This is a genomic window from Thiocapsa imhoffii (assembly GCF_016583985.1).
Lineage (GTDB): Bacteria > Pseudomonadota > Gammaproteobacteria > Chromatiales > Chromatiaceae > Thiocapsa > Thiocapsa imhoffii.
Genome location: NZ_NRSD01000009.1, coordinates 57131 through 71308, shown reverse-complemented (window position 1 = coordinate 71308; position 14178 = coordinate 57131). Strand labels below are relative to the sequence as shown.

The 14178-nt window shown below is 59.7% G+C and carries 12 protein-coding genes; 4 read left to right on the top strand and 8 right to left on the bottom strand.

All coding sequences use genetic code 11. The features are described from left to right. Nucleotides 1–7 precede the first annotated feature (7 nt). The 4 genes from yidC to rpmH are packed head-to-tail and all read right to left on the bottom strand — an operon-like array spanning nt 8 to nt 2457. Nucleotides 8–1696: a membrane protein insertase YidC gene (yidC, locus tag CKO25_RS10220; RefSeq protein ID WP_200387835.1), complete on the bottom strand. Its 1689-nt coding sequence runs from the start codon at nt 1694–1696 to the stop codon at nt 8–10. Then, the gene (gene yidD, locus CKO25_RS10215) at nt 1689–1925 is read right to left on the bottom strand and encodes a membrane protein insertion efficiency factor YidD (RefSeq protein WP_200387834.1); all 237 of its coding nucleotides are present in this window, start codon (nt 1923–1925) and stop codon (nt 1689–1691) included. The genes yidC and yidD overlap by 8 nt, the downstream gene beginning before the upstream one ends. Further along, nucleotides 1910–2287 carry a ribonuclease P protein component gene (rnpA, locus tag CKO25_RS10210; protein WP_200387833.1) on the bottom strand — a complete coding sequence of 126 codons (378 nt, stop codon included), beginning with the start codon at nt 2285–2287 and terminating at the stop codon, nt 1910–1912. The genes yidD and rnpA overlap by 16 nt, the downstream gene beginning before the upstream one ends. Nucleotides 2288–2322: 35 nt before the next feature. Continuing rightward, entirely contained in the window at nt 2323–2457 is a 135-nt protein-coding gene (gene rpmH / locus CKO25_RS10205) for a 50S ribosomal protein L34 (RefSeq protein ID WP_200387832.1), read from the bottom strand. 282 nt (nt 2458–2739) lie between these two features. Here rpmH and dnaA point away from each other — a divergent pair, with 282 nt between their 5' ends. The 4 genes from dnaA (at nt 2740) to gyrB (ending at nt 9704) form a co-directional block, all read left to right on the top strand. Beyond that, nucleotides 2740–4080 carry a chromosomal replication initiator protein DnaA gene (gene dnaA / locus CKO25_RS10200; protein ID WP_338115106.1) on the top strand — a complete coding sequence of 447 codons (1341 nt, stop codon included), beginning with the start codon at nt 2740–2742 and terminating at the stop codon, nt 4078–4080. A gap of 194 nt (nt 4081–4274) precedes the next feature. After that, nucleotides 4275–5375 carry a DNA polymerase III subunit beta gene (dnaN, locus tag CKO25_RS10195; protein ID WP_200387831.1) on the top strand — a complete coding sequence of 367 codons (1101 nt, stop codon included), beginning with the start codon at nt 4275–4277 and terminating at the stop codon, nt 5373–5375. Between the two features lie 12 nt (nt 5376–5387). Beyond that, nucleotides 5388–6497, top strand: coding sequence for a DNA replication/repair protein RecF (gene recF, locus CKO25_RS10190; protein WP_200387830.1), 1110 nt, complete (start codon nt 5388–5390; stop codon nt 6495–6497). An 801-nt stretch (nt 6498–7298) separates the two neighbouring features. Then, nucleotides 7299–9704: a DNA topoisomerase (ATP-hydrolyzing) subunit B gene (gene gyrB / locus CKO25_RS10185; RefSeq protein ID WP_200387829.1), complete on the top strand. Its 2406-nt coding sequence runs from the start codon at nt 7299–7301 to the stop codon at nt 9702–9704. Between the two features lie 3 nt (nt 9705–9707). Here gyrB and CKO25_RS10180 read toward each other — a convergent pair whose 3' ends face one another. From CKO25_RS10180 to glyQ, 4 genes are read right to left on the bottom strand one after another with little or no spacing between them, the layout of a single operon-like run. Then, the gene (locus CKO25_RS10180; RefSeq protein ID WP_200387828.1) at nt 9708–10496 is read right to left on the bottom strand and encodes a lysophospholipid acyltransferase family protein; all 789 of its coding nucleotides are present in this window, start codon (nt 10494–10496) and stop codon (nt 9708–9710) included. Next, the gene (gmhB, locus tag CKO25_RS10175) at nt 10489–11034 is read right to left on the bottom strand and encodes a D-glycero-beta-D-manno-heptose 1,7-bisphosphate 7-phosphatase (RefSeq protein ID WP_200387827.1); all 546 of its coding nucleotides are present in this window, start codon (nt 11032–11034) and stop codon (nt 10489–10491) included. The genes CKO25_RS10180 and gmhB overlap by 8 nt, the downstream gene beginning before the upstream one ends. A 16-nt stretch (nt 11035–11050) precedes the next feature. Next, the gene (gene glyS / locus CKO25_RS10170) at nt 11051–13156 is read right to left on the bottom strand and encodes a glycine--tRNA ligase subunit beta (protein ID WP_200387826.1); all 2106 of its coding nucleotides are present in this window, start codon (nt 13154–13156) and stop codon (nt 11051–11053) included. After that, nucleotides 13153–14073: a glycine--tRNA ligase subunit alpha gene (gene glyQ / locus CKO25_RS10165; protein WP_200387825.1), complete on the bottom strand. Its 921-nt coding sequence runs from the start codon at nt 14071–14073 to the stop codon at nt 13153–13155. Before glyQ ends, glyS begins: the two co-directional genes overlap by 4 nt. Nucleotides 14074–14178 lie beyond the last annotated feature (105 nt).

Genomic DNA, 14178 nt, shown 5'->3' with positions numbered 1-14178 from the left:
ATTCCGATCAGCGCTTGCGTTTGTTGGCGGCGGCCTCCTTCTCAATCGTCCGTGTGATGTACCACTGCTGCGCGATCGAGAGGAGGTTGTTGACCGTCCAATAGAGCACGAGTCCCGATGGAAAGAAGGCGAAGAAGACCGTGAATATGAACGGCAGCGCCATCATGATCTTCGCCTGCATCGGATCCGGAGGCGGCGGATTGAGCTTCATCTGCACGAACATCGAGGCGCCCATGATCAATGGCAGAATGAAGAAGGGGTCCGGCGCCGAGAGATTGTCGAGCCAGAGAATGAAGGGCGCGTAACGCAACTCGACGCTTTCGAGCAGCACCCAGTACAGGGCGATGAACACTGGAATCTGAATCAGGATCGGGAGACAGCCACCGAGCGGGTTGATCTTCTCGGTCTTGTACATCTCCATCATCGCCTGATTCAGGCGCTGCTTATCATCACCGTAGCGATCCTTGAGCGCTTGGAGTCGAGGCGCAAGTTGACGCATGTTCGCCATCGACTTGTAGCTGGTCTCCGAGAGCTTGTAGAAGAGCAGCTTGATGAGGATGGTCAAGAAGATGATGGCCCAGCCCCAATTTCCGACCAACAGGTAGATCTTGCTCAAGACCCAGAAGATCGGCTGCGCGATCACCGTGAGCCAGCCGTAGTCAACGGCGAGTTCCAGTCCTGGCGCGATGCTCGACAAGGTGTGCTGCAGCTTGGGACCGACGAAGAGTTCGTTCTCGAAGACCTGCGTGGTCCCTGGCGCAATACTGACGGCGGGCGAATATTTCCCGATGATGTAGCGGGTATTCCCCAGCACATTGGTGTAGAAGGTTTCGGCGACGCCGCGCGGCGGAATCCAGGCCGCGAGGAAATAATGCTGCATCATCGCGATCCAGCCATCGACGACGGTGCGATCGAGCTTGCCCTTGCGCATGTCGTCGAACGACACCTTCTTATACTTGTCCTCGGGGCTGTAATAGACCCCACCGGTAAAGGTGTGAATGAATCGTGACTCGTTGGGATCGTAGAGATCCGTGCGCTGCAACTGGTTGTACTGACGCACGACCACTGGTGCGTCCGTGTCGTTGGTCACCGACTGGCTGGTGCGAATGAGGTAGCGACCGCGCTCGAAGACGTAGCGCTTGCGAACCTCGATCCCGGTATCGCTGGTCCAGAGGAGTTCGACCTCGAGGCTGTCCTGGTCGGGTCCGAGTTGATAGAGGGTTTGGGTCGCCTCGAACAGGGCCTCGTGGGTCGGCAGATCGACCGAATCCCCACCCAGCAGTCCGGACTGGGCGATGAACATGTTCGGTGGAACAGGTTTGAGAAGCTGGAAGGGGTCATCCGGGCGATCGGCAACCGCTGCGTAATCGAGCAGCCACGCGGCTGAGACAGTCCCGCCACGAGGGGAGATCTCAACGTGGAAGACATCGGTTTCAACGCGGATCGGGGCCTCACTCGGAGCCGCTTGCATCTCTGAGAGGGTGCTCCCCGGCATCAGTGTCTCGGGTGTCGTCAGCACCTGGGGGACATCCTCGGCACCCGCGGAGGGAGTCGGGGTGGCGGCTTCCTGCGACAGGCTCGTCTCGTGAGCGACCTGAGGCTGGGCCGGCCGACCATAGTCTTGCATCCACGCGGAGTAGATCAAGAACAGAACCGCGGCGAGGGCGAAGATCAGGATTAAGCGCTGATTATCCATGAGAGGAGTTCTGCCTTTCGGTTGGAACAGGATCGAAGCCGCCTTCGTGCCAGGGATGGCAGCGCGAGACCCTCCGGATCGCAAGGTACAGACCGTAACCAAGTCCGTGTCGCTCGATGGCCTCGACCGCATAGTGCGAGCACGAGGGATGGAAACGGCAATGCGGGCCGAGCAGTGGGCTGATCAGATACTGGTAGGCGCGGATCAGTGCGATCAGGACGCGACGCATGTTTGGTTCTCGATGGTCATCCAGGCGCGCTCTAGGCTCGCAAACAAGCGCTCATTCGACATCGTGGGGGCAGCGGGGACACAGAGCACAACGATGTCCCAGCCGTGCAGTCGATCTCGGTGACGACGGAAACTCTCGCGCGCGATCCGTTTGAGGCGCGCTCGGTCGACGGCTCGACGTGCACATTTTTTCGCGATCGCAAGTCCCAATCGAGCCGGACCGGTCGGATTCGCACGGAACAGCACGAGGTAACCGGACCCACGATAGCGGAGAGGGGCTGCGAAGACCTTACGAAATGCTGTCGATGTGGTGAGTCGATGGTCCCGTGGAAACCTTTCGTCGCGCCCAGGATTCGTCTTCAAGCCATCGCGACGCTGGCCAGAATGGGGTTTGGAAGTCAGGGGATCAGACGCTTGCGTCCTTTCGCACGACGGGCATTGATGACCCGACGCCCGTTCTTGGTCGCGCTGCGCGCGCGAAAACCATGGGTTCGTGCGCGCTTGAGGCGGCTCGGTTGGAAGGTGCGTTTCATGATCGATACTCCGCAATTCGGGATGAAGGTCCGCTGGCTTTGGCCGCGCCTTAAAAAGTCCCGAAACATAAGCAGTTTGAGCGGTAAAGTCAATGCCCAGGACGCAGTGAAGGCTGCTCTGGTGATTGTGGATCAGTCCTGGCCAGAAGACTAGACTGACCCATCTTAGGTCGAGGGGTAGTGGCCCGCGAGCAGGAACCGCGGGCGCAACCGGCGCAGGCCGATCTGCGCGCGCGACTGGCTTCTGTGACGTCATCAGAACACGATAACCGGGGGATCGCCGTGAGTGTGTGGGAACAGTGTGTCAAACAATTGAAAGGAGAATTGACCTCGGCTGAGTTCAACACCTGGATTCTTCCGCTACAGGCGCAAATCGAGGGCGACCGGCTGCGGCTGTTCGCGCCGAACAACTTCGTGCTGGACTGGACGCGACAACATTATGAACCGCGACTGATGGAGTTGTGCCGGTCGCTCACCGACGGACAAGTGGCCCGATTGAGCTTCGAGGTTGGCGGGATCGATGCCGCGGAACGACGGGGTGGTGAGGATGTTTCGCTCAGCCTGCTCGAGGATGCCGACGCGGATCTCGCGGAGCGGCGTGCCAGTGCCAACCTGAATGCGGACTTCACCTTCGACAGCTTTGTGGAAGGAAAATCGAATCAACTCGCCCGGGCCGCGTCGATGCAAATCGGCCAAAACCCGGGCACGGCCTACAACCCTCTGTTCATTTACGGTGGCGTCGGACTCGGCAAGACTCATCTGATGCACGCCGTGGGCAACATTCTGCTCGCGACCAATCCGACCGCCCGGGTGATCTACCTCCACTCCGAGCGGTTCGTCGCCGAGATGATCAAGGCGCTGCAGCACAACCGGATCGATGACTTCAAGCGGACCTACCGTTCGGTGAATGCCCTCTTGATCGACGATGTCCAGTTCTTCGCGGGCAAGGAGCGCTCCCAGGAGGAGTTTTTCCACACCTTCAATGCCCTGTTCGAATCGCGTCAGCAGATCGTGCTGTCGAGCGATCGGTTTCCGAAGGAGGTCGTCGGGCTCGAAGAGCGCCTGCGATCGCGTTTTGGTTGGGGACTGACGGTCGCGATCGAGCCGCCTGATCTCGAGACGAGTGTCGCGATCCTGCACAGCAAGGCGAGTCTTTGGGGGGTTGACCTGCCAGAGGATGTCGCCTTTTTCATCGGCCGGCGGATCCGCTCCAATATTCGTGAACTCGAAGGCGCCCTGAGACGCTTGATCGCCAACTCACAGTTCACGGGCAAGCCCATCACCATGGATCTGGCGCGCCACGCCCTCAAGGACATGCTTGCAGCCCAAGACAAACAGGTGAGTATTGAAAATATTCAAAAAACGGCAGCTGAGTATTACAAGCTGCGCGTTTCAGACATGCTCTCGGCGAAACGCAGCCGCTCCATCGCGCGACCGCGGCAGATGGCCATGGCCTTAGCCAAGGAGTTGACCAAGCACAGCCTACCGGAGATCGGACGGGCATTTGGCGGGCGGGACCACACGACGGTGCTGCACGCGACACGGACCATTAAAACTCTGCGAGAGAGTGACGCATCGCTGGAGGAGGACTACAAGAATCTGTTGAGAATTCTGACCTCATAAGTGTGCATACCCTGTGCATGACACGAGCGCTGGTTTCGGGCACCGAGTTATGCACAGCCTCTCCCGAAGTTGACCACCTGCACGCTGCGACCCAATTCCTGTGCTGACAGTTGGTTAGACGATAGGCTCAGTTATCCTCAGGGCTTATTACAACGAAATGAATATATTTAATTTGATTATTGAGAGGGCATCCAATGGAGTTCGTCGTCAATCGTGAGAGCTTGTTGCCCGTGCTGGGCAAGGTCGTAGGGGTCGTGGAACGGCGTCAGACTCTCCCGATTCTCGGGAATCTCCTGGTCTCGGCGAAGGGAGATCGGGTCGATCTCTGTGCCACCGATCTGGAAGTCGAGGCTCGTGCCTTCTGTCCCGTCTCCATCCATCAGGAAGGGGAGACCACGCTCCCCGCGCGGAAGTTGATGGACATCGTGCGCAATCTCGCCGAAGGAACGGAGATTCGTTTTCGCATGAGTGGCGAACGTTGCGCGGTAACGGCAGGGCGTGGGCGATTCGCGCTTGGGGTCCTTCCTGCCGCGGATTTTCCGCTGATGCAGGTCGATCTCGCGGGACATGAGGCTCATGTCTCCGAGAAAACCTTCCGCACCATCTTGGATAAAACAGCCTTTGCGATGGCCCAGCAAGACGTTCGCTATTATCTGAACGGATTGTTGCTTGAATGGCAGCGCACCGGGATGACGGCGGTCGCCACCGACGGACATCGCCTCGCGAAGTTCGAGTGTCCGATGGACATCGACATTGAGGATCGTCTGCAAGTCATCGTCCCCAGCAAGACGGTGCTGGAACTCAAACGCCAGTTATCCGGCGGAGATGGCGAGATCCAGATTCTGGTGGGGCCACGGAACATCCGGCTGGTGATTGGTGAGATGTTGATGACATCGAAGTTGGTCGATGGCCGCTACCCTGAATATGAGCGCGTCATTCCACGCGAACTCGATAAGGTCGCACTCGTGAGCACCGAGGCGCTGAAACGTGCGCTTGCACGAACCGCCATCTTGTCGAACGAAAAATACCGAGGTGTCCGACTGGCATTCGAGCCCGGTGTCCTGCGTCTGCAGGCGCACAATCCTGAACAGGAGGAAGCGGAGGAGGAGATCGAGCTGGAATACGATGGAGAACCGACCTCCATTGGTTTCAATGTGTCCTATCTGTCCGATGCCTTGAATGCCGTGAGCGGGGATCAGGTTCAGGTTCAGTTCAATGATGGTGGAAGCAGTTCGGTATGGCGTGGTCAGAATGCCGAGGATGAGACCTACGTCGTGATGCCCATGCGCTTGTGATCCGTGTGAGCGATGAATGCGATCGTGAGTCCGCGGCTGAGCTCGCTGCGAGTTCGTCATCTGCGCAATCTGCGCGAGCTGGTTTGGGATCTCTCCGGAACGGCTCAGCAGCTGGTGATTTCTGGACCGAACGGGGTCGGAAAAACGACCCTACTGGAGGCGCTCTACCTCTTGTCGCGCGGTCGGAGTTTTCGAGGTCGTAAGGCTGGGCCACTCATCATGGATGGCGCGGAGCGGATGTCCATCGAGGGACGGTTTCAAGGAGTGGAGGGCGATCAGGAGACGATTCTGGCATTCGAGTGGTCCGGGTTCGAGGGGATCAGACGCTGGAATGGACGCCCTGTGACGCGACTGTCTCCATTCGAGAATCCGATCCGGTTCAAGTTGGTCGGGGAGAATCCGCAGGGTCTTCTGGCCGGTGACCCAACCCTGAGACGGACCTTTCTCGACTGGAATGTGTTCCACGTGGAACCACAATTCGGGCGCGTGCGGTCGGAGTTTCGTCGCGTCCTGGATCAACGCAACGCGTGGTTACGGAATGGTTCGCGCGAGTCCTGTGTGTGGGATCCCATCTTTGTCGACTTGGCACAGCAGGTTCACCAAGCACGTTCGGACTTTCTGGTCGCCTGGCAAGCGGCGTTTGCCGAGGCCGCCAAACCATTTGCGTTTCTCGCCCAGTGCGCACTCAGCTATTCCGCGGGTTGGTCTGTCGAGAGCACTCTTGACGAGGCACTGAGGGCCACGCGTGCAACCGAACGGCATCGACGCCAGACCTTGATCGGACCCCAGCGCGCAGACTGGTCAATCCAACAGAACGCCCGATTGATGCGGTTTTCTCGAGGACAGGCAAAGGTGGCCGTGTGTGTCTTGCAGATCGCAGCGGAGCAGGTGCATCGAGCTGGCGGCCTCAGCCCTTGTCTGTGGCTATTGGATGACCTGCATGCGGAACTGGATGTCGAGACCCGGACTCGGATCGAGCAGCTGTATCGGATGCAAGAGGCCCAGTGTTTTTGGACGCATGTCCGGGGCGACCACTTGCGGGCGGCCGAGGGATCGAGCGGCCAGTCCACCCCAATGTTTCACGTGGAACATCCACGGACGAGCCAACGGGCGTGCGTTTGATGCGGCCTGATGGGTCGCATGAGGATGCCATCGCTAGGATGGTCACCGACGGTGAGGTTTCGAGTCAGGATCGGTACAACCGCTCACGGCAGGGGGGGGAGCGTTCGAAACGACCCCGTGAAACAGACCTGATGCCATGTTCCACGTGGAACATGGCATCAGGTCTGTTTCACGATGCGGGCGGCATGGCGTGAACGCTCATCGCGGGAACGACTCAGTTGGACTTTGACGTCGAGCTCGAGAGCCGAGCGCGGCCGCGTTCGAACCGAAAGACGTCGTGCTCAGGCGGCCTTGATGTCGCTGGACGCACGCCAACCCAAGCCGATAGCGGGACGTCGATCACATGCATCACCTGCCGACATCCTGTCTGCCCGGGTGATCGAAGCGGTTAGCGACGACACCCTGTCTCGAGAAGAGGCACCTGCGGCGCTCTCGTTGCCGTTTGAGATGACCCAGGATGACGGGCCAGGAGGCCGTCAGGTGGGCGCTGAGGGCCGCCTTGACGTATAATCATCGGAGCGACAGCCGAATAGAGTGTCAACGGAACGGATCTCTGGATGAGGGATCGCCTGGTCCCAAATCGCGACATGAGTCGGCGGCGGAACGATCCGCCACATACCTGCGACCACCACGACAACAGAGTCAGCGGCAAATCTTGTCGGTCCAATCCTTGGCGCAACAGGCGACCGTGACGCGGCCCATTCCGAAATCATTGCAGGCAGCCCATCGCCGGGCGACACCTCTGCGCCGATGCATCATGATGTTCGGCTCACCTCTCGTTTCAGCACTAGAACAACGCCCATGACCTACGACTCCACCAGCATCAAAGTCTTGCGAGGGCTCGACGCGGTTCGCAAGCGCCCCGGTATGTATATCGGTGATACGGATGACGGCACCGGGCTCCATCACATGGTGTTCGAGGTTGTCGATAACTCGATCGATGAGGCACTCGCGGGCCACTGCGACAACATCCGGGTCAAGTTGCACGACGACGGTTCCGTCTCCGTGATCGACAATGGGCGCGGAATCCCCGTCGACATTCATCTGGAGGAACAGCGCTCGGCCGCAGAGGTGATCCTGACCGTGCTGCATGCCGGGGGGAAATTCGACGACAACTCCTACAAGGTCTCTGGGGGGTTGCATGGTGTGGGTGTGTCGGTTGTGAATGCATTATCCGATCGACTCCTGCTGCGGATCTGTCGCGGCGGGCTCGAGTATCACCAGGAGTATCGTCTCGGCGAACCCCAGTATCCGCTCAAACTCGTTGGTGAAACCGATGAGACAGGCACCGAGATTCGGTTCTATCCATCGAACCAAACCTTCACTCACATCGAGTTCCACTACGACATCTTGGCGAAGCGTCTGCGTGAGTTGTCCTTTCTCAACTCCGGGGTCCGCATCGAGTTGTCCGACGAGGTGAGTGGCCGGGAGGATGTCTTTGAATATCAGGGGGGCATTCGCGCCTTCGTCGAGCATCTGAATCAGAATAAGGAACCGGTTCACCCAACGGTCATCCACTTCAGTGCCGAGCGGCAGGATGTGACCGTTGAGTTGGCGGTGCAGTGGAACAGCGGGTATCAGGAGACGATTTTTTGCTACACGAACACCATTCCACAAAAGGATGGTGGGACACATCTCGCGGGACTACGAGCCGGTCTCACGCGAACATTGAACGCCTATATCGAGCGTGAAGGGCTCGATCGCACCCAAAAGATTCGACCTGTTGGGGATGACGCACGCGAGGGGTTGACCGCGGTCTTGTCTGTGAAAGTCCCTGATCCCAAGTTTTCATCCCAAACCAAGGACAAACTCGTCTCGTCCGAGGTCAAGGCGATCGTCGAGTCGCTCGTCGTCGAGCAATTGAACACCTTTCTCGAGGAACAGCCCGCCGAGGCAAAGGCTGTCGCGAACAAGATGCTGGAAGCGGCGCGCGCGCGCGAGGCGGCGCGTAAGGCGCGCGAGATGACCCGTCGCAAAGGGGTGCTCGATATTGCGGGTTTGCCGGGGAAGCTAGCGGATTGTCAAGAAAAGGATCCTGCCAACTCCGAGCTCTATTTGGTCGAGGGTGATTCAGCCGGTGGGTCGGCGAAGCAAGGCCGTGACCGTGCGTTTCAGGCCATCCTTCCGCTCAAGGGCAAGATCCTGAATGTGGAAAAAGCGCGCTTCGATAAGATGCTGTCCTCGGCTGAAGTCGGGACGCTAATCACGGCCCTAGGCTGTGGCATTGGACGCGAGGAATACAATCCGGACCAGCTTCGCTACCACCGCGTCATCATCATGACGGATGCGGATGTCGACGGAGCCCACATCCGGACCTTACTGCTCACATTTTTCTACCGCCAATTGCCAGAACTGGTGGAGCGTGGTCATATTTTTATCGCTCAACCGCCACTCTACAAGATCAAGAAAGGGAAACAGGAAGAGTATTTGCTGGATGACGCGGCACTGAACCGCGCCATGCTCCAAGTGGCGCTGGAGGATGCCGACCTGTACGTCAATGCAGAGACAGTCCCACTGGCGCGCACGGCGCTTGAGTCCTTGGCGCGGGATTATCAAATCTTTGTTGCAATCGTCCGGCGGCTCTCGCAGCGCTACGACGCTGTTTTTCTCGAGGAGTTGTCGAAGGCGCCAGCCTTGACCGACCATCTGATCAGCGATGGCCTGGCCTTCGCGCAATGGCGAGACGACTTGGAAGAGCGACTGAACAGGCATCAGTCATTCTCGCTTCATTATCGATTGCAATTGACGGAGTCCGAGGCGTCACGACCGACGTCCTTGGACCTGATTCGACTGGTCCACGGGATCCCCGAGACGCGTGTGGTGCCCCTGGAATTTTTCCACACGGGTGATTATGCCAAGATCCTTGAGTATGGTCGCAAGGTTGCGGACTTGCTCGAACCTGGTGCCTTCGTGACCCGCGGTGATCGGCGACAGGAGATCACCGATTTGGGTGAGGCGATCCGCTGGCTCTTGGCGGAGGCGCAGCGCGGCTACAGCATTCAACGCTATAAAGGATTGGGCGAGATGAACCCCGACCAGCTCTGGGATACGACGATGAATCCGGAGACGCGGCGACTGCTCCGAGTCACGATCGAGGATGCGGTCGCCGCGGACCAGATCTTTACCACACTGATGGGAGACCATGTCGAGCCCCGGCGCGAGTTCATCGAGCGCAATGCCCTGAACGTCGAGAATCTGGATATTTGAGGGTTACGACTGCTTTTCGGATGCGAGCGGGGAGGCCGCGCGATCCGCGGTGCGCTCACTGTGGCATCCCGGTAAGGCGGCAACGGTCGTTTCGATCCAATCCTCAACCTCGGAATTGATCTGCGGGGCCGATCGCCCCGCGGTCTCGATGGGTTCTCCAATCACGAGATCGATGACACCTGGACGCTTCCGCACGCTGCGTCGAGCCCAAAAGACGCCGGCGTTGTGCGCGATGGGGATGATGCGTCGACCACTCTTTGCTCCCAGCGTGGCACCGCCCATGGCATAGGTGTGCCGGGTCCCAGGTGCGACCCGCGTCCCTTCGGGAAAAATAATGACCCAACGGCCGCGCTCAAGACGTTCGAGACCCTCTCGAACGAGCTCGAGAATGGCTCGACGTCCTGCTGAACGGTTGATCGGGATCGGGGAAAACTGTTTCAGTCCGGTGCTGAAGATGGGGATGCGCATCAGTTCCTGTTTGAGAACCCAGCTCTGCCGCAACGGCAGAATGGCCCTGAGCGCGATGGTTTCCCAAGCCGATTGGTGTTTGGCGAGCACGATGACGGTGTCGTCTTGGCGCGGCAGCCGCTCGAGCCCATGGATTCGGTAATCCAAACCGCAGATCCATTTCAGCGCAACGAGGTTGAAGTACGCCCAGGCTCGAGCCAAGCGATCCTTGGTTCCTTCCAGTCCAAAGGGACTGACGAGCACGAGCAGGATCACGACGACCATCACGGAACCGATCAGCAGGCCGTGAAACACCAAGGACCGGAGCAGGATCCATCTAGGCATGGAGCAGATGATCCACAACGGCAGCGAGATCCGGCTTGATGGGCACACCTGCCAACACATCCGATCCTTCTTCGAGGGTTCGCGCACCCTTCCCAGTCAGCACGAGCCAGGGCTGGGCACCCACCGCGCGGGCGGCCTGGATATCCCCCAGGGAATCGCCCACGAACGGAATTCCCTGGAGATTGACCGACAGCCGTCGTGCGATCTCCAGGAGCATCCCTGGTCTCGGTTTGCGGCAATCGCAACGATCATTGGGTCCATGCGGGCAATGAACGATCATCTCGATGCGTCCACCGCGCTCGGCGACCAGATGCCACAGGCGCCGATGCATGGCGTCGAGCGCCGCTGGTTTCAGCAAACCGCGCGCCAAACCGGATTGATTGGTCGCGATGGCCACGCGGAATCCCGCGTGGCAGAGTCGGGCGATGGCATCGAGGCTGCCAGGCAAGGGCTGCCATTCATCGAGCGTCTTCACGAACTGATCCGAGTCGGCATTGATGACGCCATCTCGGTCTAGGATGATCACCGCGTCACGCATCGGGCTGATCCTCGCATCATGTCCCGCGCGGCGCGTCTTGCACGCGAGACAGATCCGCGACGAGCAGGAACAAACTGGCTAAGCTGGCGAGCAGCGCAAGCCGATTGTCACGAATCGTTTCATCCTCGTCCATCACCAATACGGCCTCGAAAAAGGCATCGAGATCGGCGTCGAGATCAGCAAGCGCCTCGAGCACGCCGACATAGTCACGGGCCGAGGCGAGTGGATGAACCTGCGCTGACAGCCGTGCGACGCGTTCACCGAGTCTCATTTCGGCGGGATCGACGAAGAGCTCGGCGCGCGGCTGAGGCTGAGTTGCCGCGGCCCCGACCTGGATGCCGGATTTGGTGAGAAGATTGCGAATGCGTTTGTTCGCCGCGGCCAAGGAGACGGCGGCCGGCAGTCGCCGAAACGCACTCACGGCAGTCAAGCGCGCATCGAGATCGGCGGGGTTCGTGACGCCTGTGCGCAGCACCGCCTCAATGGTATCGGCAGCAATCCCTCGGTCGTGGTAGTAGCCCCGGAGCCGTTCGAGCAGAAACTCGAGTGCCGCGGGTTCGACATCGGCGCTCAAGGTGCCAGCCGGATAGATGGACGCGGCAACGGCGAGCAGGTCACGTAGATCGAGATCGAGTGGAGACTCGATGAGAATTCGCAGCACGCCGATCGCGGCGCGACGCAGTCCGTAAGGATCTTTTGCACCGCTCGGTCGGAGACCGATTCCGAACACGCCAACCAGGGTATCAATCCGATCCGCGATGGCGAGTGTCCGCCCGCACGCCCCCAACGGCAGCCGATCTCCAGCGAAGCGGGGCAGATACTGCTCCTGCATCGCTTCGCAGATGCCGGCATCTTCCTGTGCCTGCGCGGCATAGTAACGACCCATGGTGCCCTGTAGCGTCGGAAATTCATACACCATTGAGGTCACCAGATCACAGCGCGACAAGAGGGCCGCACGGGCGGCGATCTCGGGATCGATCTGGAGGGTCGGTGCCAGATGGCGAGCTAAACAGGCCACCCGCGCGCTCTTATCCGCGAGCGATCCAAGCCGCTCTTGGAAGACCACGGTCTCGAGGCGCGTGCGATAGCTCTCCAAGGGTTGTTTCAGATCCTGTCGCCAGAAAAACGCCGCATCCGCGAACCTGGGGCGAATGACCCGCTCGTTCCCCGCCCGCACCTGATCGGGGTCACGACTCTCGAGATTCGTCACGGCGATGAAGGCGGCCTGCAAACGTCCATCCTGGTCTTCCAGCGGGAAATACTTTTGATGGGATTGCATGGTCTCGATCAGGACTTCTGGCGGGATCTCGAGATAGCTCTCGTCGAAATGGCCGAGAATGGGGACGGGCCACTCCACGAGGGCGGTGACTTCATTCAGCAGGTCTGGATCGAGGCGCGCGGTCAGTCCTTGCGTCGCGGCAAGCTCCATGACCGTCGTTTGAATCCGCTCTCGACGCCGGATGAAGTCTGGTTCAACGAACCCCTGTGAGCGGAGTAAGTCGGCGTAATCCCGGGCATGCGCGATCGGTAAAGCCTCTGGGTGGTGAAAGCGGTGCCCGAAGGTGACGCGTCCGCTCGCGACGCCGAGGATGGTTCCCGGCACCCGTTCGCGACCAAGCAGGAGGCAGACCCAGTGAACAGGCCGAACAAACTCGGCCGTACCAGTGCCCCAGCGCATCCGGCGTGGGATGGGTAACCCGGCAAGCGCGGTCTCGGTGAGCGTCGGAACGAGCGCGGCGGTTGGTGCGCCTGGGCGCATCTCGCGATAGAGCAGCCACTCCCCTTTGGGGGTTGACTCACGTGCGAGCGCGTCGAGCGCGACGCCACAGGAGCTGGCGAAACCAAGGGCGGCCTTGGTTGGCGCACCGTCCGCGGTGAAGGCGGCTTGCACCGCGGGTCCACGCCGTACCACCTCGCGGTCGGGTTGCTGGGTTTGGATGTCGTGGACCAGCAGCGCGAGGCGACGGGGTGAGGCGAAGCTCTCGATGGACGAGAAGGCGATCTCCGCGTCCGTGAGTTGCGTGCGCAATCCCTCGGTGAAGGCCAATGCGAGCGGTTGCAGGGCGGCCGGCGGAAGCTCTTCGGTTCCGATCTCGATGAGTAACTCGGTGGTTGGGCTCACGTCCGTCCCTCCTGAGATTCGAGCATGGGGAAGCCGATCGCTTCGCGTCGCGCGAAATAGGCCTGAGCGACCGCGCGAGACAGCGTGCGCACGCGCAGAATGAAGCGTTGCCGTTCGGTCACCGAGATGGCCCCGCGGGCATCGAGCAGATTGAAGGTGTGAGATGCCTTGAGAACGTGTTCGTATGCGGGGAGAGGGAGGCCGTTCTCGACGAGCTTGGCGCTGATCGCCTCGGCGCGGTCGAACTGTTCGAAGAGCGCCTCAACATCGGCGTGTTCAAAGTTGTAGCAAGACTGTTCCACCTCATTTTGATGGTACACATCCCCATAGGTCACGGTACGATCGGGTGTGCGACTCCAAATCAGGTCGAAGACACTCTCCACGCCTTGCAGATACATGGCAATGCGTTCAAGACCGTAGGTGATTTCTCCCGTGACGGGGCGGCAATCCAGACCACCGACCTGCTGAAAATAGGTAAACTGAGTCACTTCCATGCCATTGAGCCAGACCTCCCAGCCTAGTCCCCAGGCCCCCAGTGTCGGCGATTCCCAATTGTCTTCGACAAAGCGGATGTCATGAACCAAGGGATCGATCCCCAGATGACGCAACGAGCCGAGATAAAGATCCTGGATCTCAAGAGGCGAGGGCTTCAGCATGACCTGGTATTGATAGTAATGCTGCAGGCGGTTCGGATTCTCGCCATAGCGTCCGTCCGTGGGGCGTCGCGATGGCTGAACATAGGCGCAACGCCAAGGTTCCGGTCCGATGGAGCGGAGAAAGGTCGCGGGGTGGAAGGTTCCGGCTCCAACCTCCAGGTCGAGCGGCTGGACGATGACACATCCTTGTTCGGCCCAATAGCGCTCCAGCGCAAAAATGAGACCTTGAAACGTCGAGACATCCTCGCGATCGCGACTCAAGTTCGTTCTCCTTCCACAGGGATTGGACGAAAGCGCCCAAGTATATCGTCGTTTTCCGAGATGGCATCAAGGGAAGGGGTCAACGCCCGGCCCGGATGGCGTGGA

Bases quoted from the DNA above. Each gene is read 5' to 3' on its own strand.
- yidC (WP_200387835.1), bottom strand. From the start codon at position 1,696: ATGGATAATCAGCGCTTAATCCTGATCTTCGCCCTCGCCGCGGTTCTG.
- yidD (WP_200387834.1), bottom strand. From the start codon at position 1,925: ATGCGTCGCGTCCTGATCGCACTGATCCGCGCCTACCAGTATCTGATC.
- rpmH (WP_200387832.1), bottom strand. From the start codon at position 2,457: ATGAAACGCACCTTCCAACCGAGCCGCCTCAAGCGCGCACGAACCCAT.
- dnaN (WP_200387831.1), top strand. From the start codon at position 4,275: ATGGAGTTCGTCGTCAATCGTGAGAGCTTGTTGCCCGTGCTGGGCAAG.
- recF (WP_200387830.1), top strand. From the start codon at position 5,388: ATGAATGCGATCGTGAGTCCGCGGCTGAGCTCGCTGCGAGTTCGTCAT.
- gyrB (WP_200387829.1), top strand. From the start codon at position 7,299: ATGACCTACGACTCCACCAGCATCAAAGTCTTGCGAGGGCTCGACGCG.
- CKO25_RS10180 (WP_200387828.1), bottom strand. From the start codon at position 10,496: ATGCCTAGATGGATCCTGCTCCGGTCCTTGGTGTTTCACGGCCTGCTG.
- gmhB (WP_200387827.1), bottom strand. From the start codon at position 11,034: ATGCGTGACGCGGTGATCATCCTAGACCGAGATGGCGTCATCAATGCC.